Below are 21,508 nucleotides of genomic sequence, written 5' to 3'. Positions count from 1 at the left end.
ATGTCATGCGCAACGCCAATCCTGCCTTCCGGTCCGCTTCGTCACGTTCCCGAAATGACCGGTCACGTTGCCGAAATCGCCGGTCACGATCCCGAAACGGCCGGTCACGTTGGTCCGAAATACGCAGCCTCTGAAGCCGAAGGGTTCGGACTGCCGCTTGTCGAAGCGGCACAATTCGGCACGCCGCTGTTCGTCCGGGACCTCCCGGTGTTCCGAGAAATCGCAGGCGACAACGCGACATATTTTAGAGAAAGAACCGGAGTAGAACTCGCGCCTCGATTAGCAGCATGGCTCAATCAAATCGATGAATCGAGCGCGCCGAACAGCAGCAATATGGCGCGACTGACATGGGCCGAGAGCGCCCAGCAACTTCGCACCCTCTTGATAGAGCTTGACCGCACGCAGGCCTGAGCCGTGTCTCTTGCGGGAAAATGACTCGATCAAGCCAAGCGCCATCGGGATGTACGCAAGCGACTAGCGGTAAAGCTTCACTAGGTTGTATCGACGATTCATCCGGACTGAGTCTGGTGCGCGAGCCTGCCGGGAATTGGGTATCCGGCACAAAATCAGGCGAGCGTATCGTCCGCAGACTAACGGCAAGGCCGAACGCGTCATCCAGTCAGCGTGACGCGAATGGGCCTACGCATGGACATACCAGAGCTCCGCCCATCGCATCGAAGCCTTGGCGAGTTGGCGCACTACTGCAACTGGCCTCGTGCTCATAGCGCCATCGGCGGCGTTGCGCCGATGGCCAGACTTCCTGGGTCGAGAAACACACGCTTGACGCTTCACGACTAGCCAACCCGCCTTGACGACAGAGCTTGGGCGGCAACGGAGATAGCCGCTTACGAATGTATGTCGTGTCGAGCCCCCACAGCTCATAGGCTCTACATAAAGCGTCGACATACATCGAGAGTACGCTCCGCACAGCGTTCCCAAGTGTGACGGGCTGCCACCTCGAGGCCCCGATCTCGTGCGCCCTTCCGCCAGATTTCGTCACATAGAACACGAATAATGCCGTCGTAGAGCCCTTGATGATCGCCAGGCTGTACTAGCCATGCTGCGCCATCGGCCACCTCAGGTAGCGACGAGCAATCTGAAGTCAGCGTAGGCACGCCACTAGCCATCGCCTCCAGCACCGGCAGCCCGAAACCTTCGTAGACGGATGGAAAAAGGAACGCGTGCGCACCCGAATACAGAAACGGTAGTATCGGCTCTGCGACGAAGCCCAGATAGCGCACCCAGCCCTGTGATTCCCCTTCTTGGATCTGTGCCAACAAACTCTCGCTCAGCCAACCGTTGCTGCCAGCGAGAACCAGCGGGTACCTCTGCCTAAGCGAGTCCGGCAGCGCGCGATACGCAGTCAGGAGCGCGTCAATGCGCTTGCGCGGTTCAAGCGTCGAAACGCAAAGCACATATGCGCCAGGCTCCAATCCAAGCGCTGCCAACATCGGACGCAGTTCGGCATCGTCTCGCGGGTGGAAAACGGAAGGTACACCGAGGCTGATCGCAGTCACCTTTTCAGCCGGCCACCCGAATTGCTCGACGACCTCTTCGCGAATAGCCTCCGAATCGGTAATCAAGTGTGCCGCGCGTTTGAGCGTTGATGCGAATCCAGCTTCAAAATGCCGAATTCGCTCGATCGGATGTGTCTCCGGATATTTAAAGACTGACAGGTCGTGAACCGTCACCACACCGCCCTCAACCGCCGAGGGAAGGAAGTAATTTGGCGAATGGTAGACACCGCGGCGCAACTCGCGCGCCGTTTGCCACTTGCGCAAGCGATTTCGCTCCCAAAGCTTGCGCAACTGTCCGGGCTTGCGACACACCGGCTCCTGCAATAACGCCGCCGGATCCGATACCCAACGTCCCGCGAAGAAAAAACGCACAGCCAGTTGCGACCGATGCAACTGGTAGTGTTTCGCCAGCTCAAAAGTGTATCGACCGATCCCGGTGAGTGGAGGTACGAGTGCATCGACACCCAATGTCAGTCTCATACCCCAGCTTCCAACATCGAGACTAGCGTTTCGCGAAGAGGGATCCAATTCATTGGACCCACTGCCCGCTGCAGTCGCGACGGGTCACCGATCAACGTATGAACTTCGTTCCCGCGAACGAGTTCTGGTGTTGACACGACATCAGGATGGTGCCCGGTCAACTCACGCAGCATCGTCAGAACATCCTTCAATGCATGGCCGACGCCCGAGCAGACATTGAAAGTCTGCCCGGCTACATTATCTTGCGTAAGTAGCCGCGTATAGGCCTCGGTGACGCTGCGCACGTCTGAAAAGTCCCGCACTACGTCCAGGTTACCCAATTTCAATACTGGTAATTTTGAACGAAAATGAGAGATCAACTTCGGCAATAGAAAATCTATCGACTGACCAATGCCGGTGTAGTTAAATGGCCTGACAGTTACGATTGGCAATTTAGTCTGCCACGACTTTGCCATATACTCCATCGCGAGCTTGCTTAGCGCATAGTCATTCGTCGGCGCAAGCGACTGAGTCTCGGCAATCGGTTGAACCGTCGCGTTGCCGTACACGTTTCCGCTGCTCGCCAGCAATACTGCGCGAGGCCGGCTCTCGGAAGCCAGCAGAGCATCTAGTAAGTTGCGGGTACCGACAATGTTCGTTTCATAAATCGCGGCCGGAGATGGATGCGCAACAGACGCGACAGCGGCCAAATGCACAACAAAATCGGGCTTTGTCGCGGCAACAATGTCTAAGAGCTTTTCACGGTCAAGTAAATCACATACATGCGTGGGCCATGCGTCCGCATTCAACGGCCGATGCGACATGCCCACGACAGAAAAGTCGGCCCGAGAAAGCGAGTTCGCAAGATGTCGCCCCGTGAACCCGCCGATGCCCGTTATAAGTACCCGCCTCATATTAGAAGGAGAATCCGGTCTCGTTGCGGCGAATATCGGCCTCTACCATCATGGCACACAGCTGTTCCAGTGACGTATGCGGCTTCCAATCCAATTCTTCGTGCGCCTTGGCCGGATCGCCGATCAAAAGATCCACTTCGGCAGGACGATAGAACTTCGGATTGATCCGGACAATTACTTTGCCCGACTTGCGGTCGATCGCCAGTTCCTTTTCACCTTGATCTTCCCATGCAAGATCCAGATCTGCGGCTTTAGCTGCCATAGTCACGAAGTCCCGAACCGTTTCCGTACGGTTCGTCGCCAGCACATAGGTGTCCGGCGTCTTGGCCTGGAGCATCCTCCACATGCCTTCCACATATTCTTTTGCAAAGCCCCAATCGCGCTTGGCGTCCAAGTTCCCGAGTTCGAGGACGTCAAGCTGGCCGAGGCGGATTTTCGCGATGCTATCGGTAATTTTGCGCGTAACAAATTCACGGCCACGCAGCGGGGACTCATGGTTGAACAAAATCCCGCTTGCACCGAAGATCCCGTAGCTTTCGCGGTAGTTTACCGTGATCCAATGAGCGTACAGTTTTGCAACACCGTATGGGCTCCGCGGATAAAATGGCGTCGACTCCGTCTGCGGAATAGATTGCACTTTCCCGAACATTTCGGACGTGCTTGCCTGATAAAAACGAATCGCCGGGTTGACGATGCGAATCGCCTCAAGAAGGTATAGCGGCCCAAGACCGGTAATGTCGGCCGTCGTGACAGGCTGGTCGAACGAGACACCCACGAAACTCTGCGCGGCCAGATTATAAACTTCCGTCGCGTTCGTGGTCTGCAAGAGACGGATACTAGAACTCAGATCGGTGAGGTCATACTCCACCAGGTGAAGGTTCGGATGATTTTCGATGTTCAGTTCTTTGATCCGCCAGAAATTGACCGAACTTGACCGTCGAAACGTTCCGTACACCACATAGCCTTTTTCCAGCAGAAGCTGCGCAAGATAGGCCCCGTCTTGACCAGTAATTCCGGTAATGATCGCCTTATTCATATAATATATATATCAGTTATTTGAAAATTTAAATTCACCTAAACAGGTCGAGCGGACGTGCGACTGCATCAATAATGATGCCACTCCCACTTGCACCCCACCGTTTCAGGGTCGATGAAAAAACTTCGGCTGATTGACCAATTATTCTGGACCGCTTAATTCGATGCTCCGTGCGGACGATGGCACGCGCATAATTGTCGGCCCTGAATGTTCTCGACGCGTATTTGTGCGCACGCTCCCCCAAAGCCACTCTTTCCTCAGGGAACTTACTCAGCTTCTCTAGCGCCAGGCGCAAGTCCTGAATCTCGGCGTCGGGTGAAATCTTTACAACGCAGTCGTTCGGCAGATCGCGGTAGAACCCGGTGTCTGTCACCACCGTAGGCTTGCCATACAACATTGCCTCGATGGTCGAAGCAGATGCGGCCTCGAGAGCAGGCCAGCGCAGGCAGCACATGATATCCGCTCCTTGAATTTCCGTCGCAAGCTGCCTGTCGTCCACTGCACCAGTCATGACCAAGTCAACTCCAAGCTGGGCTGCCAATGACGTAAGCTCTTGCACCGTAGTTGGCTCGGCAGGGCCCACCACCCGATACGACACATGGTTGCGGAGGAATGAACTTTCTCCGAGTGCTCTAATTACGCTTTCGTATCGCTTGTTTGGATTGACGTGCCCCACCGTCAACGCGACGAGGCGCTGCGAATTATTCCCTGCCGAATTCGACTCCGGTTGCCCCAGGTAAGGCGCGTCATACGGAAGCGGCACCACCTCAACCGGCCCCGCGCACGAGCCGACGATTCGCTCCATCGCCCAGCTGGAGTGCACAATCACTGCCGAGCCCATCGAAGCAATCCACTCGGTCAGCGGAGCGGACTCAGATGCGAACTCAAGAAACTGCGTTGAATCAGTTTGATTAAAAAAAGCCGCAGCAGTGTGCTCACCATATAAGGTCGACAGCACGTCGAGTGCGTTATTTCGCCCGACCGCATCCGACCATGCCCAAAACAAATGCCCCAGAAAGTTATCGTGCAATGCGATCAATCCGGGCACCGTCGGCAACCACTCCAGACACCCGCGATGATAGGGGAAGTGATTTCCGACCTGGTAGACGACAATCTCGGAGTGTGCCGCGAGATGCGCCACACGCTCAGTTTCATTCCAGGCAACGACGTCCCCTGAAAAACGATGAGTCGGGCCACCAAACTCGGCTGGATCCTCCGTCCGGACGACGACAACCTCGTGGCCTTGCAGCACCAACTCTGCCACCACGAGCGCAGAAACACGACCGATCGCAGAAGCCAGCGCAATGGGGGTGAAAAATAAGATCCTCATGCAAGTAGCCTTTCGACGGTAGCAGGCCACGAAATTTCCATGTCGGCCCAAAGTTTTCGCGCAGCCTGTCCCATTTCCCGGACGGAACGTGTATCGCGACAAGCTTCGTTAAGTACGGATGCCAAGTTCTCGGCTGTAGGCTCCGCAATCCAGCCGGTCTCGTGCTGTCGAACCAAGCCCAAAATACCCCCACTGTCAGACGCGGTAATCAGAGCCTTTCCCGCCGTCGCGGCTTCCATGGCCACATAACCCAACGAATCCTCGTCAAATGGCAGATACGCACATGCGGCGGCCTCATTGACGTAGCGCGCGAGTTCCTGCCGAGATAGGAAGCGTAGATCAAGATGAACGCGGCCCTGCAGCCCATATTGCTCGACCAGCCTATGAAGGCGAGCCGAATCCTCAGGCGTATCCGGCGGCCCCGCTACAACCAGTTGCACATGCGGCGCCGTACGCGCCATTGCCTCCACCAGGAGGTGCTGCCGCTTCAAGCCGTTTACACGCCCGCCCGAAAATACGTACTTGCCGGAAGGCCCGCCGACAAACAACTCAGGATCGTTCAATGGCGGCAAAAGCACTTCCGCATCGAAGCCGTTGTACTTCGCGAGCCGATTGCGAGTGACCTCCGAGTTGGTGAAGATACGCTCGCTTTCAGCGAACGCTTCATCATCGGCACTCTTGATGATGCAACGGAGTTCATCGCCAACCGAATCAGCGCTTATGTTCGTTTGCCCTGCATCGAAGAGATCGTAGGCTTGGCGATATTGATGCAGCAACCATAGCGTCTTCTTCGGGTGTCTAACCAAATAAGCAGGAAACTTCAATGCAATTACTCGGTCCGCCTCACTCAGGTCAAGACTTCGTGCCATCAGCATCTGCGACGGAATCCCGTGGGAAGGCTCCCACTGAAATGGAATTCGCAGCACTTCTGCCTGATGCCCGGCAATGATCAAATTCTTCGCCAAATGAGTAGCCAACTCCTCGGCGCCCCCCCATACAAACGGGGCCATATTATTGACGACAAGAACCTTCATGCGAGCAACCTCGTCAGCACCGTGGACCACGAAATATTCATCTCATTTACACGAGCTGCAGCATGCAGTCCCATTTCTCGAGTTCGATTTCGGTCAACATACAGTTGATCCATAGCTGCAGCTAGCGCTTTCGGATCCGGGGCGACCACCAATCCATTATGATCGTGCTCGATCAACTCCGCTCCTACACCGACATCCGAGGTAGTCAAAACAGGCTTTGACGAATGGGACGCCTCCAGTGCGGGATTTCCGTGCGTCCACCCATTTGACGGGATATACGCAGCGGCCAGACAATCCGAAAGCAGTTCAGCTCTTTGACCCTCGTCAGTCCAACGATTTTCGAGTCGAACGCGATCTTGCAGCCCCAGGGATGCGATCAAATCCTCCAGGTGCTGCAAGTATTTATCCCCGGAACTCACCCCACACAATCGCAACCGCACTGCCGTGCGTGTATGCCGCATCGCTTCAATGAGAAGATGCTGTCGTTGACGCTGTTCAAGTCGCGCAATACAGACAATTTCGTCGCCAAAACCGTTGTATCGAAAACGCTCCGGAGACGACACCGGCTGGTACAGAATCTCACTATTTACGCCATTAAATCGACGCAAACAATCCGCGGCGGATTTAGAGTGAGAAAAAACAGCCTTCGCCTCATTAAATGCAGCCGCATCTAAGCTGCACAAAATGTCGTCAATTGCCTGACGTTCTTCGCCGACAGAAAGTTGTCCGTTTTCATCGCTCAAATAATCGAGAAATTCACGAATATGGCAACCGGACCAAATAATTTTGTGCGGATGCGAAATCAAATAAGCAGGCGGCTGAAAACAAACAATTCGATCGGCAGAACTCGTGAGATCTACCCAACGAAAGGAGGCCATCTGCGTAAGCAATGATTCCGCCGCCGCAGAATATGGCAAATAGACAAGCTCAACCTGATGCCCAGCCTTCAGGAGAGCTGTCTTTAGCCACTCCATAACGTCCCTATCGCCACCATCCGCAAATGGAGTATAGGACGAGCAAAGTGCAATTTTCATACTTATCCAATAGCATGAGCAAGTGCATCCGCGATTCGGTAGACGTCGTCTCGAGTCAACAATTGATGCGTGGGCAGGTTGATCCCGCGTTGCGCCCAAGAGTCCGCCACCGGGAAGGTACTAGTCTGCGCATACGGCGGCATGACATGCATCGGATGGAAAACGGGCCTCGTTTCGATTCCGCCCTGCAAATCGAGATTACGCATCACTGCGTCACGCCGCTCCTCTCCGCCCTCGCGCAAGAAAATGTTGTACATCCAATACACTTGCTTGGCCCACGGGGCTTCCTCCGGAAGCGATATCTTCGTCACCAACGACGCCAAAGCGTCGTTATACCAAGCAGCGACCTGCTCCCGAGCCGAAATAGCTTGCTCAATGTTTTCCATTTGAGCGAGGCCAATAGCCGCCTGAATGTTTGTCATCCGGTAGTTGTAACCGACCACCGGAAACCAATAACGCCGATTCGGGTCCATTCCTTGGCCACGATAGAGTCGAAGCTTTGCCGCCAGATCATCATCGTCGGTAGTGATCATCCCGCCTTCGCCAGTCGTAACGATCTTGTTACCGAAGAAGCTGAATGTGCTGCACGTGCCGAACGACCCGACTTTTTGCCCCATGTATTCCGCACCATGCGCTTCGGCCGCATCCTCGAGCACAAACAGGCCGTGATCCTTGGCGATTCGCATAATCGGCTCCATCTGAGCCGGGTGACCATAAAGGTGAACCGGAATGATGCCCTTCGTTCTCGGCGTGATGTGACGCTTAAGATCATCCGGGTCGATATTCATCGTCCCGGGTTGTACATCGACCAAAACAGGTGTGGCACCGCAATAGCGTACCGCGTTGGCCGTCGCTATGTATGTGACCGTCGGAACGAGAACTTCGTCGCCAGGTTGCAAGCCCATTGCGACAAGTGCCAGGTGGAGGGCAGTCGTGCCATTATTGGTTGCAATTGCATGCTTCACGCCGCAAAAGCGCGCAAATTCATTCTCAAATGCGGTTATGTATTTCCCATTGGACGAAATCCACGTGCTATCGATACAGTCCAGCACATATTCTCGCTCCTTACCCGCCAATTTGGGCTCAGCCACATAAATTCGCTTCATAAACGTTAGTTCCTTATTAATTGCTCACGAAAACGGAGGCCACATACTTCACCAAAGGCACACCGGGAATGTTAATTGGCACTTGTCAATCGAACACTCCACCGACCAAAGCATCACCAGCATCATCGCTAGTCAACCCATTCATCTCGAGCACCTACAACGCCGCCCATCCCCCCACATCGTCGACGCTGTTGACACGGCCCCTTCCGGCAAGAATCGTTCATGACGTCGCGTTGAGCATCTGCGCAACGAGCAGACTCACTCGACTTTGCCAAAACAACGAACTTCGCTTCGCCGCGGTCAATTAGGCACTCGACCGAGCTCAATCAAACCTTGAAAATATGGCGACCTTCTTGTTTGAAGGCCAACTAACGACTCACTCCTTGCGCATGCACAATCTTCTACCCGCGCTGCGACACAATTTGATGCATTCGATTAATTACTTTGCTCGAGGGCGGCACATCCCGAATGATGATCGACCCGGCACCAACAAGAGCGTTCTCCCCAATGACGATTTCAGGAATAACCTTGGTACCGATACCCAAAAATGCGAAATCGCCTACTCTTACGTTGCCCGCAAGCGCACACTGCGGTGCGACATGCGCGGAGAAACCAACATGACAATCATGGTCGACGGTGGCACCCGTGTTGATAATCGCGAGATCCTCGATCCGTGATTCCGCATTTACAATCACACCGCCCATGATGGCGACGCCCTTTCCAATAATCGAAGAGGGGGAGATAGACGCCATCGGGCTAACCGCATTCACCAATTCATAACCCAGCTTGAGCGCCTGTTCAGCGGCACGCCCGCGGACGGCGTTGGATCCGATTCCCGGAAATAGTTTCGAATGTCCGGCATCCAAGAGCCGCGACAGATGATGATCCCCGCATAGCACGGGTACGCCAACACAATACGGCACATCGTCGGATGCGGCAATACAATAGGAGACATCGTATCCGGTAGATCTAAGTATTTCGATGACTACCTTCGCATGCCCTCCGCCCCCCAGGACAATCACTGAATTATTCATTTTTTATATTCCGCTTTTTCCAAAATTGGCGAAAGTGGTCTCGCAAAAAAAAGATTTACCGAATCTGCAGCTTCCAATTCATCGACGGAAATTTCGTATATCGCGCCGCTTTCAGCATGTATAGCACGGTGTACGAAACCGTGCCTGTGAAAGCTTGCCAACCAATCATGCACACCAACACCAACCCGTCTTAAATGGGAGATCCCAAACTCGGCGATGATACCAATATCTTTACTGCGGCCCAACAACGCCCCCGCCCCGGCCATCACCGCCGACTCCGCCCCCTCGACATCGATTTTAATAAGGTTCGCACTGGGCAAATTTGCAACGGCATGATCCAGCGTTGTGACAGGTACGTTGACGGCCGTGTCGGTTATCGGCAAGTGACCCTCATGAGGGAAAAGCGAGTGATGCCCACTGGTCGCCCCGAGGTGAAGTGCGCGTTCGCCCTGCACATCAAAAACGGCCTCGTTCTTTACGTCAACAATATTTTGAAAACCATTGATCCAAACAGTCTTCTCCAGCAGCTTAGCCGTGGGACTATAGGGTTCGAAAGCAATGATGCGCCCTTGTCCGCGCATAGTCTGCGCGGCCGCGATGCTATGCATTCCGACATTCGCACCCACATCCAGAAACACGTCTCCAGGCGAAAGAAGGCGTTGAATCAACATTCGGATACCTGGCTCGAGTTCGCCGGCTTCCACAAGTGTCGCGACCAAGGCATGATCATCGCTGGCGCATAGGACGTATCCTATATTCGTGCGCACCAAAATATCATTCTCACCACAGGGAACGGCGACCCTTCGCGCGCTTTTAAGGCTATAGAGCTCGATTCGGTCGAATTGCGGACTCAACTGCTGCAGTTCTGCACGCAATTGCTGCTGAATAGCCTGATTTTCAGCAATTTGAGACGAAATCGCGCCTCGAGCCAATTCGATACTCTGCGGGAAGGTCTGCTCCAGATGGGAGGACGTCTCTCGAACCGCGTGAATGATATTGCCGTTCATTTCACGCAATTGAGCTTGCAGTTCATTTGCGAACTTACGCGTCTCGTCACCCAGCATGGCAGTCTTATGGCCGAGCAGTTCTCCCGCACTAGCTAAGTCACAGCTGACTTGTTCGCGCAAGAGATTCTGGCTCACTGCATCTTTTTCCAACGCATCAAGGACTGACGTCTTGGCGTCTTCGATAGTTTTCGGCAACGCCAGGCTTAGTCGATCCACAGTTTGTTGCAACTGTCGCGCCGCGTCGTCCGCCGCCGTGCTCTCTTCCAGCGCATTCAGGACCGATACCTTCGCGTCGTCGATCGCTTTTGGCAGCACTGCACTGAGGCGATCCACCGTCTGCTGCAACTGTCGCGCCGCGTCGTCCGCCACCGTGCTCTCTTCCAGCGCATTCAGGACCGATACCTTCGCGTCGTCGATCGCTTTCGGCAGCACTGCACTGAGGCGATCCACCGTCTGCTGCAACTGTCGCGCCGCGTCGTCCGCCACCGTGCTCTCTTCCAGCGCGTTCAGGACTGATACCTTCGCGTCGTCGATCGCTTTCGGCAGCGCTGTACTGAGGCGATCCACCGTCTGCTGCAACTGTCGCGCCGCGTCGTCCGCCGCCGTGCTCTCTTCCAGCGCGTTCAGGACTGATACCTTCGCGTCGTCGATCGCTTTCGGCAACACTGCGCTGAGGCGATCCACCGTCTGCTGCAACTGTCGCGCCGCGTCGTCCGCCGCCGTGCTCTTTTTCAGCGCGTTCAGGACTGATACCTTCGTGTCGTCGATCGCTTTCGGCAGCACTGCGCTGAGCCGATCCACCTTCTGTTGCAACTGTCGCGCCGCGTCGTCCGCCGCCGTGCTCTTTTTCAGCGCGTTCAGGACTGATACCTTCGTGTCGTCGATCGCTTTCGGCAGCACTGCGCTGAGCCGATCCACCGTCTGTTGCAACTGTCGCGCCGCGTCGTCCGCCGCCGTGCTCTTTTTCAGCGCGTTCAGGACTAATACCTTCGTGTCGTCGATCGCTTTCGGCAGCACTACGCTGAGCCGATCCACCTTCTGTTGCAACTGTCGCGCCGCGGCGTCCGCCGCCGCGATCTTTTTCAGCGCGTTCAGGACTGGTACCTTCGTGTCGTCGATCGCTTTCGGCAGCACTGCGCTGAGCCGATCCACCTTCTGTTGCAACTGTCGCGCCGCAACGCCCGCCGCAGCATGCTCACGGGTAACGAGCACCGTGACGTCCTTTACATATTGATCGCCCTGCGCGCGCAATTGCGCCTGCGCAGTCTCCAGCCGCCTTGAAATCTCCCCTTTGATCACCCCAACCGACTTTTCAAACGACAAGTCCGCCTGGCGTATTGCGTGCTTTAGGTTATCCTGCCCGGCAGCCTGGGCTGCAATTAACATCGATTTGATGTCGTCCACAAACGTCACCATTTCGGAAGTCAACGCTGCCTTCTGCTGCCAAAGAAGGTCAGACATATCCTGATACCGCGCCAATGCCTGCTCAGACAGAGCTAACGCTTGCGCACGGTCAGCCCGAAGCGACTCTAATACGGTATCGAACCGGGATTCGTGCTGCGAACGAAGCTCGCGGACCTCTAGGGCAAGGCCACGCAGATTCTTGAGAATATCCGCCGCAACCCAAGGCAGATTAAAAATATCGACAAGTTGCTTGACGAAAATCGTACGCCTGACTTTTCTCAACCAGGCAATAGCCGTTAGCCCTGCAACTCGATTACCAACTGCCTTGCTCTCCTTGGACATCCGCATATCCGCAAGGATCGAAATTTTATCGCGACCGCTCAACAATTGAATGCGATAGTGCTCGAACCCCGCTTTATCAGGCGAACGACCCAAAACAGCGCGGAACGCCTCCATGATAAATTGATCCCCGTCCCGACGGGTTATCTCATGAAGATGATATTTTTTGAACGCGCTAATGATTTCCGTCGCCCATCGGAAAGGCGTAACGCTTCGGCGTCGCAATACCGAATACGAGCGGCGCAGCCTGCTTCGCCACTCCCCGGCACTGCGACCTTCGCTTGAATGCGCCAATTGCCCCAGTATTTCGCGACGAGAAACCCCGATCAATAAACGTTGCCGGTAGTAATTCAGACCCGTCGGATCCACCGCCCGGTTCAAAACCTTAAAATACGCAGCCCTAATAAAATCGTCGCCATTCAGTGACAGCAGATATTCCAGACCACCCTCACTATTCAGGAGAGGATCCAAAATTGGGGAATTGAAACCGACGTTATCCGACCGCTCACCCGAAGTAGCGATTATAGGACGCGGAGAGATTAACTTCCGTAGCATGTCGCCCATGCTGGCGTCATATTTCAGTCCCGACTCCTGCCCAAAATCCCGCTCCGCCCCAATATCGCGGGTCGGCTCGACATTCGACGACTGATTCTGGAGGGAATTTTCCCACTGCGCGTCGTCGCGAACGCTATTACAGCGCACCTCACTCATCAACCGCTTAAAAGCGCTCGCCATGGTAGGCGTGTGAGTAGAAACAGACTGATCCTGCAGGCTAGTCTTCTCTTGTGCATCATCGCGCATGCTGTTACGGCACACTTCACCCATCAACCGCTTCAAAGCGCTTGCCATGGAGGGCATGTAAGTGGAAGTAGACTGATCCGGGAGGCAACTCTCCCCTTGCTCGTCATCGCGAATGCTCTTACGGCGATCAGCGTCTTGAGGCTGCGATAGGCGCGAACTATCAGCGGAGACGAATTTCTGAAACGACTTGATTGGCACGACTACTTCAAACAATGCCGCCGCCTTGATTGACCGATTGATTAATGTCAACGGCATGGGAGGGCACAACACCTCTTTACAATCGTCAAGTTTGCGTTTCTTAACCATGGAACCACCAAACAAAATCTTAGCCTTCACGTCGATCTGACGCACCCCAAAGGACCACTCACACACCACTGTCAACCGGTACGTTGAACCAATGAATTCGCACCGATTTAGGGATACACCGGCAAAATGAATCTGAATGAATCCGAGCGCGAAGAACCGCTGTCGGTGCGTGCAGCCGAACGATGGCCGTTGGCAAGGCGAGGCGAGCGCGATTGATCCTGCTGCTCGACGAAGGGACCTCGCGCGGGGCGATCATGAACGAATTGCGATGCGATTCGCGTTTCATCACGACATCGCACACTCGCTTTGCGAGTGACCGCCTGGCGGGCTTGTACGATAGGCACCCTGGTCGCGCTCCGCATGGTGACCTGGCGCGTCTTGAAGCGAGAGTGCGGGACTACACGCTGCGACGCATGGTCGACGGCACGACACACTGCAGCCATCGAAAGTTGACCACGTAGTTGGGCGCGCCCTTCACGGCGGTCCGGCATATCTAACGCAACCACAGCAATCGGCCGCATCATCTCGATACCAACATGGTGTTCAACGATCCCGACTTTGCGGCCAAGGCTGTCGATGCGATCGGCCTGTACCTGAACCCGCGGTTGCATGCGGTGGTGTTCCGCATGGATGGGAAAACGGCCATTCAGGCGCTTGATTGCAAAAGCCGAATGCTGCCGCGCTCGCCCGAACGCGCCGAGAGGCACGACTTCGAATACGAACACAACAGCACCCCGAGCCTGTTTGCCACGTTGAATATGGCCACCGGCGAAGTGTTGGGCAAAACTGCCCCACGCCATATCAGCGCCCGCTTCGGCGCACTCCTCACCGAGACGGTACCGGCCCAGCCAGACAGAAAGGAAATTCACGTGATCCGCGCCAACGTGAGCCGTCACAAAACCGATGCCGCTCAAGCTCCTCTGCCCGACCACACGCCACGTCGAGTAAGGGTGCCGGCACGAATTACTCGTGCGCAGAAACTCACGCACCCGGCAAAAGCAAGCGACCACGGGCCTACTTAAACGTCTGAACCCCTGTAACCACCGGATATGCCACCGAGAACACCAGATTCAGCACTTTCTGAATCTCGGTAATAGGCGCGTTCGATACATAAAGCAAGTCCTTGTTGTCGATCATGAAGCTCTGGGCAACAAAAAACGAACTCGGATCCTTTAGATTCACGCGATACACGACTGGCACCTTGCCATCAGCCGTGACACGAACCGGAGTATTCGGCCACGGCAGTGCGTTTGCATCCTCAAGCCGGAAAATGAACACGCCTCGCGGATCCGAGCGCGAATCCTCCAGCCCGCCAGCTCGCGCCAGTGCCTGCGCGAGCGTAATGCCCTGCGCTTCGAAGTTGAATTCCTGATTCTTGCCTGTCGCACCAAGCGACGTAAAGCTGTACGGCTGGAACAACGCAGTTACCACATCCCCCGCATGCAGCGGAACATTCTGGTGCGGATCGCGAATAACGGTCTCCAGCGGCAATGACACCACTTTGTCGCCACGCGTTACCTGAATCGTGATCTTGTCGATCGCCTGGCGCGTCCCACCAGCGCTCGCCAGCGCATCCAACAGCCGCTCGCCGCGCGCCGTCAGCTGCATGCGATTGCTTTTTTCCACGTCACCCACCACGGTCACATATGACGTGACGTTTTGTGACAGCTTGACCAACACTTGCGGATTGTGCGCCATGTACTTGAGGCGCGCCATAATGTCCAGTTGCAGTTGGGTCGGCGTGCGCCCCGCCGCCTTCAGGAGGCCAATGAAGGGCACGCTGATATTCCCATCGCCGTCGATCGTCTGATCTGGCAGAACCGTCGCGTGTGCACCACTGGCACCACTCTTCGCGTCGGTCTGCGCGGCACCGAACAGTGTCGCCGGAGGCGCCTCCCAGATCGACACCTGAATCGTGTCGCCAATGCCCAACCGCCGCTGGAATGCTGTGTCATTGCCGAGTCCGCTAGAGAAATCCGCGCGGGTTCGTTCGGCAAGAAGCTTGCGAGCGACGTCGTCCGTCAAATCGACGATCTGAATGCCCGTAGCATTCGGCGCCTGCGCCGCCCGATCGATCTGAGCACTGCTCGGTCCGGATGTAGGAATCACCCCTGCACAGCCGGCCAACAAGGCGACTCCCCCGATAATCGAAACCCAAAAAGCATTCACCCGAACACGCGACATTGCCTAGTAGTCTTGGTAATTTATGGTCGGCGCAAATTGTCTCACGTTACAGAATCAAATAGAATGTCGTGAGCAAAAAAACCACGCATGCGGAACTGGATCCTCCTGCCCCGCACCCGTTACCACAGAAATTTTGCATTCGCGTGTCACATATCTTCTTGGACGTCACTCGCCTGCTGTCACGCCTCTACGACGGCTTGCGGCCAACCGGCGTAGATCGTGTGGGGCTCGCCTACGTGGAAAGGTACGGCGCCCAGGCAAACGCGGTACTAAGCGAACGCGGATTTTCTGCCGTTTTGACGAACAGAGATTCACAGCAAATTTTTGAAATGCTGTTGTCGTCCGTTCGTAATCGTTGCGCGATTCAAAAGCTGGTGATTCGTGGCGTCATGAGCCAGCTGCGATTTAAAGATTTTTCACGCAGCATTTTGTTGCATACGAGCCACAACGGCATGGAGTTTCAGCGCTACTACCGCGCCATGGCGCGTCGGAACGCCCGCTCCGTATTTATGGTGCATGATCTGATTCCGCTCACGCACGCGGAATACTGCAGACCCGGTGTCGACGACGCTCATCGACTACGCATCCACACTGCATTCCAGCACGCCAATGGCCTGATTGCCAACTCACAAGCAACACTCGACTCGCTTATCACCGAGGCCGACCTCGCAGGGCTCCCCCTTCCACCAACGGTGGTAGCACCCCTGGCGTCCGGCGTCGCCACTCGCGCCCAAGGGTTGAGCCCTCTAGACCATCCCTACTTCGTCATGCTTGGCACCATTGAGCCGCGCAAGAATCACTGGTTCATGCTGCATATATGGCGCAGGCTCGTCGAACGACACGGTACGGCGGCACCAAAACTCGTCGTCATTGGCCGACGCGGGTGGGAATGTGAGAACGTGATCGATATGCTCGACCGTTGCTCGAGCCTGCGCGGGGTGGTGATCGAGGAAACGGACTGTTCCGATGATCAACTTCACATTTGGCTACAGCACGCACGCGCACTGCTTTTCCCGTCGTTTGTCGAAGGCTTTGGCATGCCGCTCGTCGAAGCACTTGCGTTGCGTGTACCAGTTCTCGCCAGCGACCTCGGAGTATTTCGCGAAATTGCCGCCGGCATCCCCGACTATCTCGATCCGCTGGACGGTCCCAACTGGCTCGCTCGCATTGAGGCATACAGCCGGGCGGAGTGCACGGAGCGCGATGCGCAGCTCGAACGTATCGGGTACTTTCGCGAGCCCACGTGGGCCGAACACTTTGACCACGTCGACCATTTCCTCAAAACACTGCACTAGATGAGCGATCCGGGGCGTCAGTATCCGGGTCTGCGCGATCCGGTCTTCGATCTTCGCGGTATCACGCGCGGGTTGCGTTTCATCAGCTGGCTGATGCGTCGGTCGAATTGGATCTGGACAGACAACTCTCCGGGACGACTCGTGCTGCACATCGCACGCGCTGCAGGGCTAACCGTCCAGGCAGCCTCACCGGGACCGCTGTTGGCACGCATCGATCGACGTACGCTGCTAACCTCATGGTTCGTCCTGCCCCGCACCGAAGCCGGCCCACAAACACTTTCCGGTACGATTAACGATGCACTTGCAACCGCACGCGACGCAGGTACATCACCCGATATCGCAAGATTGATGGGGCGAGTGCTCGACACCCACGCGCTGGATCCGGAACACCGAGTGCCGCGTTGTCTGCCAGAACTGCTAGAGCCGTCCCGCTTCCCGCGCGTGCTACTGATCGACGAGCGCATGCGATCAGCATGTGCGGACGAATCCGCGAGTGAGCGTCGAAAGTTGTTCGCGCAGATGATCGACACTGCGCGCGCCTCGCATCCCGACGCTCAGTTCTGGATCGCACGGACCAGTGACTATGGCACCGGCCGTTGGCTATCGTCGTTGATTCGCGACTTACCTCCCGGCACAAAGTATATTGGCGACGAGTATTCGCTATGCGCCACGCTTCGTCGCGTCGATCATGTCTATACGGTAGCTGCGCCTGAAGGCATGTATGCATTGCTCGCAGGTGTCCCGGTTCATACATTCGGTGCACCGTACTATGCGGGCTGGGGACTCACAAACGATCGCGCCAAAATGTACGGCCGTACAGAGAGGCCTACCGTAGCCGCGCTTTTCGATATTGTCTTCTTGCGTCTGGCGAATTACCTGAACCCGGCAACGCATGCGCCGGGGTGCCTTGATGCATTGCTCGACAGCATTGAATTGCAGCGCGCAACTGCAGAACGGTTCGCCGCACTGCGCGAGGTGGTCGGCGTGCGTTTTCAGTGGTGGAAGCGCCCGTTCGCCACCCCTTTCCTCACGGCCGGCGGCGGTGCCCTGCGCTGGGCACCAGAGCCCAGCTCGCTGCGTCCCGGTGAATATGCGGCACTTTGGGGTGCACGGAGTTCGGACGGTCTACCCGAAGGTGTACGTCACGTGAGGATCGAGGACGGATTTCTCCATTCAACCGGGCTTGGCTCAGACATGATTGCCCCACGTAGCCAAGTAGTCGACATGCGCGGCCTGTATTTCGACGCAAGCGGTCCGAGCGATCTTACTGTTCTGCTGAATGAAACGACATTCAGTGACGAGGAACTGTCTCGGGCCGCCAGGTTGCGTGCACAGATAATCCGATTCGGTCTGACCAAGTACAACCTGGGGCGGCGCAGACCGACTTGGCAAGCGCCTACCGGAAAACGAATTGCGCTAGTCCCGGGTCAAGTGGCCGACGACGCCTCGATTCGTCTCGGCACTCGTACAATTTCCACTGCCGACGCACTGCTGCGCGAAGTGCGCGTGCGCCTCCCCGAGGCTTATATCGTCTACAAACCCCATCCCGATGTCCTTTCCGGCAATCGGAGTGGCCTCGTCGATGCTGCGCGGCTGGCCGACGTTGTTGACATTGACTCGGATCTCATTTCACTGATCGACGCAGCAGATGAAGTACATACGCTGTCATCGCTCGCCGGCTTCGACGCGTTACTGCGTGGCAAGGCAGTTTTCACGTATGGACTACCGTTTTACGCAGGCTGGGGACTCACGCACGACGCGGTCGCGCCCATGCCGTGGAGAAAGCGCAGTTTATCGCTCGACATGCTTACGGCGGGCGTGCTGTTACGCTACCCGATCTATTGGGACTGGCGTCTACAGCTTTTCACGACGCCGGAAGCGGTAATTGAGCGGCTCGCACCACTCGCCGCTCGTCCGCTGGCGCAAATAAGCACCGACCGCGCACGAACGTTCCTGAAGGCCATACGCTGGAGCCGTAATGCAGCGCGTCACTTGTCTTGGCGCTGGCAACAAATCACGAAGAAGAAGGCTCGCGAAGCGTCGTGAGCCGGTCACAAAACTGGCAACTTGACTCGGGGATTGCAACCATGAACATATATCCGGTAATTCTGTGTGGCGGCAGCGGCACCCGCCTTTGGCCGATGTCGCGCGGCGGCTATCCGAAACAATACCTGAAGCTGACTGGCGACCAGACGCTCGTACAGCAGACAGCTATGCGCCTTCAGCACATTCCCAGTGCGGCGGCGCCCATCGTCGTCACCAACAACGAACAACGCTTCTTGGTCGCGGAACAACTTCGTCAGGTCAACATCACGCCATCGTCGATCGTGCTCGAACCGGTCGGCCGCAACACCGCGCCCGCCATCGCGATCGCGGCGCTGCTCGCCATGCGCGAATCGCCCAACGCGCTGCTGCTGGTGCTGCCGTCGGACCACGTCATCCTCAACGAGCCGGCATTCATCGCTGCAGCCGGTGAGGCAGCGGCCATCGCAGCAGATCAGCGCCTCGTCACGTTCGGCATCACGCCGACGGAAGCGCACACCGGCTTCGGCTATATCCGCCGCGGCCCGGCCGTCGCCGACGGCAAGCAGGTTTACAAGGTCGACGCGTTTGTCGAGAAGCCCGACACGCCGACGGCCGAGCGCTTCCTGAGCGACGGTAATTACTACTGGAACAGCGGCATGTTCATGCTGAAGGCGTCCACGTACATGGAGGAATTGCATCGCCATGCGCCGGAGATCGCCCGTCAGGCTGAACTCGCCTTCGAATCCGCCAAGCGGGACAACGACTTTGTCCGTCTGGACGCGGACGTGTTCGCAGCCTGCCCCAACGTCTCGATCGACTATGCGGTCATGGAAAAGACCGAACGCGCCGCAGTTGTCGCGGCAGCGGACCTCGGCTGGAACGATATCGGCTCGTGGAGCGCGCTTGCGGAAATTGCTGACGCCGACGAGCAGGGCAATGCGCTCATCGGCGACATCTTTACCGACGCGGTGAAGAACTCGTACATCCGCGCGGAACACCGGATGGTTGCCGCTATCGGCCTCGACGACATCGTCATCGTGGAAACCGCCGACGCCGTGCTGGTCGCGCATCGCGACAAAGCGCAGGACGTCAAGAAAATCGTCGAGTGGCTGAATGCGTCCGGTCGTCACGAATCGGTTACGCATCGCCGCGTCGTCCGCCCGTGGGGCGCCTACGAAGGCATCGACCAGGGCGACCGATTCCAGGTCAAGCGCATCATCGTGAACCCCGGCGCGCAGCTGAGCCTGCAGATGCACCACCATCGTGCCGAGCACTGGATTGTCGTGAAGGGCACGGCGATGGTCACGAACGGCGACAAGGAACTCATGCTGACCGAGAACCAGTCGACCTACATCCCGCTCGGCGCGACCCACCGGCTGACGAATCCGGGCAAGATCCCGCTCGAACTGATCGAAGTTCAGTCGGGTGCGTATCTCGGTGAGGACGACATCGTCCGTTTCGAAGACACCTACGGCCGCGCAGCGTCGTAAGCAACCCACCTTCCCGGTCAAGCGCCACCACAGGCCACGACCGGCACCCGCAACGGGCAGCACGCACACGCGTCCTGCCCGTTTTTCATTACGTCAAGCAATGTCAGGCAGGTTGCCCGCCCGTCACAGGTCAGGTTATAAAAGCGCCACCCACCCGGTGCATGCGCCGCCCTTTCTACCCTCGACTTCGGAGAACGCATGATCGATCTCGCCACAGCCCAGCAATTCCTGATGACCCGTGGTCTCGACTTCGGCCTCAACCTCCTCGCCGCGATCGTGTTGTGGTTCGTCGGGCGCTGGGCAATCCGCATCGGTACCCGCCTGCTCGGCAAGGTCGTGCGCCGCAGCGGCAAGGTCGACCCGACCCTGACCGACTACCTGACCTCCGTCGTCGGCGTGCTGCTGACGATCCTGCTGATCCTCGCGATCCTGCAGATCTTCGGCGTGCAGACGACCTCGTTCGCCGCCCTGCTCGCCGGCCTCGGCCTCGCGATCGGTACCGCCTGGGGCGGCCTGCTCGCGCATTTTGCCGCAGGCGTGTTCATGCAGGTGCTGCGTCCGTTCAAGATCGGCGACGTGATCAATGCCGGCGGCGTCACGGGCACCGTGAAGGAACTCGGCCTGTTCGGCACGACGATCATCACGCCCGACAACATCGTGACGATCGTCGGCAACAACAAGATCTTCTCGGACAACATCGCGAACTACAGCGCGACGTCGTACCGTCGTGTCGACCTGACCGCGAAGATCGCGAACGGTGTCGATGCGGTCGACGCGATCAACCGCCTGAAGACGTCGATCCAGCAGATCCCGAACGTGCTGACCACCCCGGCACCGGACGTCGGCGTGCTGCAGTTCACGCCGGAAGGCCCGCTGCTGTTCGTTCGCCCGTCCACGCAACCGGAAAACTACTGGCAGGTGTACTGCGACACCAACCGCGTGATCCTCGATACGTTCCGCGACGCGCAATACCCGACGCCCGAAACCCCGATCTCGCATCGCAACGCGTAACGGCGGCACCGGACGAAAAAAAGCGTGGCACCCGCCACGCTTTTTTTATTGCCTGTGACCCGTCCTGAAATAGGTTGACACTTTTTCGCCGAAGCGAAGAGGTGCCAAGTGCAACAAGGGATCAAACGAACGCAGCGGGACTACAGCCTGGCTTTTAAGCTGTCGGTGACCCGTCCTGAAAT

At 56.8% G+C, this 21,508-nt stretch carries 15 protein-coding genes and 2 pseudogenes; 7 read left to right on the top strand and 10 right to left on the bottom strand.

The window, feature by feature from the left end; all coding sequences use genetic code 11:
- Nucleotides 1–411, top strand: a 411-nt coding sequence (locus QZM67_RS39155; RefSeq protein WP_367620463.1) for a glycosyltransferase, incomplete at its 5' end; no start/stop codon positions are given.
- Nucleotides 412–529: 118 nt separating this feature from the next.
- Nucleotides 530–798, top strand: a pseudogene (locus QZM67_RS39150) (integrase core domain-containing protein); the annotation flags it as partial.
- An 89-nt stretch (nucleotides 799–887) separates the two neighbouring features.
- Here the strand turns inward: QZM67_RS39150 and QZM67_RS39145 are convergent.
- The 9 genes from QZM67_RS39145 to QZM67_RS39105 all read right to left on the bottom strand — a co-directional run bounded on the left by QZM67_RS39145 (nucleotide 888) and on the right by QZM67_RS39105 (nucleotide 13,366).
- Nucleotides 888–1,997: a glycosyltransferase family 1 protein gene (locus QZM67_RS39145; protein ID WP_301811702.1), complete on the bottom strand. Its 1,110-nt coding sequence runs from the start codon at nucleotides 1,995–1,997 to the stop codon at nucleotides 888–890.
- Nucleotides 1,994–2,890 carry an NAD-dependent epimerase/dehydratase family protein gene (locus QZM67_RS39140; protein ID WP_301811700.1) on the bottom strand — a complete coding sequence of 299 codons (897 nt, stop codon included), beginning with the start codon at nucleotides 2,888–2,890 and terminating at the stop codon, nucleotides 1,994–1,996. Before QZM67_RS39140 ends, QZM67_RS39145 begins: the two co-directional genes overlap by 4 nt.
- 1 nt (nucleotide 2,891) lies before the next feature.
- Nucleotides 2,892–3,926, bottom strand: a complete 1,035-nt coding sequence (gmd, locus tag QZM67_RS39135) for a GDP-mannose 4,6-dehydratase (RefSeq protein WP_175012624.1) — start codon at nucleotides 3,924–3,926, stop codon at nucleotides 2,892–2,894.
- A gap of 34 nt (nucleotides 3,927–3,960) precedes the next feature.
- A complete protein-coding gene (locus QZM67_RS39130) occupies nucleotides 3,961–5,256 on the bottom strand; it encodes a glycosyltransferase family 4 protein (RefSeq protein ID WP_175031153.1) in 1,296 nt (431 codons plus the stop codon).
- Entirely contained in the window at nucleotides 5,253–6,290 is a 1,038-nt protein-coding gene (locus tag QZM67_RS39125; RefSeq protein WP_175012622.1) for a glycosyltransferase family 4 protein, read from the bottom strand. The genes QZM67_RS39130 and QZM67_RS39125 overlap by 4 nt, the downstream gene beginning before the upstream one ends.
- On the bottom strand, nucleotides 6,287–7,324 hold the full coding sequence (locus QZM67_RS39120; RefSeq protein ID WP_301811694.1) for a glycosyltransferase family 4 protein: 1,038 nt from the start codon (nucleotides 7,322–7,324) through the stop codon (nucleotides 6,287–6,289). The genes QZM67_RS39125 and QZM67_RS39120 overlap by 4 nt, the downstream gene beginning before the upstream one ends.
- 2 nt (nucleotides 7,325–7,326) lie before the next feature.
- Nucleotides 7,327–8,430 carry a DegT/DnrJ/EryC1/StrS aminotransferase family protein gene (locus QZM67_RS39115; RefSeq protein ID WP_301811692.1) on the bottom strand — a complete coding sequence of 368 codons (1,104 nt, stop codon included), beginning with the start codon at nucleotides 8,428–8,430 and terminating at the stop codon, nucleotides 7,327–7,329.
- Nucleotides 8,431–8,831: 401 nt separating this feature from the next.
- Complete coding sequence (locus QZM67_RS39110; RefSeq protein ID WP_175012619.1) at nucleotides 8,832–9,464, bottom strand: NeuD/PglB/VioB family sugar acetyltransferase; 633 nt, start codon at nucleotides 9,462–9,464, stop codon at nucleotides 8,832–8,834.
- Nucleotides 9,461–13,366 (bottom strand): FkbM family methyltransferase, encoded by a 3,906-nt coding sequence (locus tag QZM67_RS39105; protein ID WP_301811687.1) that lies wholly within the window; start codon nucleotides 13,364–13,366, stop codon nucleotides 9,461–9,463. The genes QZM67_RS39110 and QZM67_RS39105 overlap by 4 nt, the downstream gene beginning before the upstream one ends.
- Nucleotides 13,367–13,447: 81 nt before the next feature.
- Between QZM67_RS39105 and QZM67_RS39100 the strand changes: the two are divergent.
- Nucleotides 13,448–14,235: pseudogene (locus tag QZM67_RS39100) on the top strand (IS630 family transposase); the annotation flags it as partial.
- Nucleotides 14,236–14,335: 100 nt separating this feature from the next.
- Here the strand turns inward: QZM67_RS39100 and QZM67_RS39095 are convergent.
- Nucleotides 14,336–15,505, bottom strand: a complete 1,170-nt coding sequence (locus QZM67_RS39095) for a polysaccharide biosynthesis/export family protein (protein ID WP_175012617.1) — start codon at nucleotides 15,503–15,505, stop codon at nucleotides 14,336–14,338.
- Between the two features lie 143 nt (nucleotides 15,506–15,648).
- On the opposite strand from QZM67_RS39095, the gene QZM67_RS39090 reads away from it, so the two are divergent.
- From QZM67_RS39090 to QZM67_RS39075, 4 genes are all read left to right on the top strand, one after another.
- Nucleotides 15,649–16,800, top strand: coding sequence for a glycosyltransferase family 1 protein (locus tag QZM67_RS39090; protein WP_301811708.1), 1,152 nt, complete (start codon nucleotides 15,649–15,651; stop codon nucleotides 16,798–16,800).
- Nucleotides 16,801–18,846, top strand: a complete 2,046-nt coding sequence (locus QZM67_RS39085) for a capsular biosynthesis protein (RefSeq protein ID WP_301811678.1) — start codon at nucleotides 16,801–16,803, stop codon at nucleotides 18,844–18,846.
- A gap of 41 nt (nucleotides 18,847–18,887) precedes the next feature.
- Nucleotides 18,888–20,315 (top strand): mannose-1-phosphate guanylyltransferase/mannose-6-phosphate isomerase, encoded by a 1,428-nt coding sequence (locus tag QZM67_RS39080; RefSeq protein ID WP_301811705.1) that lies wholly within the window; start codon nucleotides 18,888–18,890, stop codon nucleotides 20,313–20,315.
- A 198-nt stretch (nucleotides 20,316–20,513) separates the two neighbouring features.
- Nucleotides 20,514–21,326 carry a mechanosensitive ion channel family protein gene (locus QZM67_RS39075; protein ID WP_175024414.1) on the top strand — a complete coding sequence of 271 codons (813 nt, stop codon included), beginning with the start codon at nucleotides 20,514–20,516 and terminating at the stop codon, nucleotides 21,324–21,326.
- Nucleotides 21,327–21,508 lie beyond the last annotated feature (182 nt).

The sequence above is a fragment of the Burkholderia sp. AU45251 genome, from assembly GCF_030482905.1.
GTDB classification, from domain to species: Bacteria; Pseudomonadota; Gammaproteobacteria; order Burkholderiales; family Burkholderiaceae; genus Burkholderia; species Burkholderia aenigmatica.
Note: the sequence above shows the minus strand (reverse complement) of the source record. Positions and strands in the feature narration are given on the sequence as shown.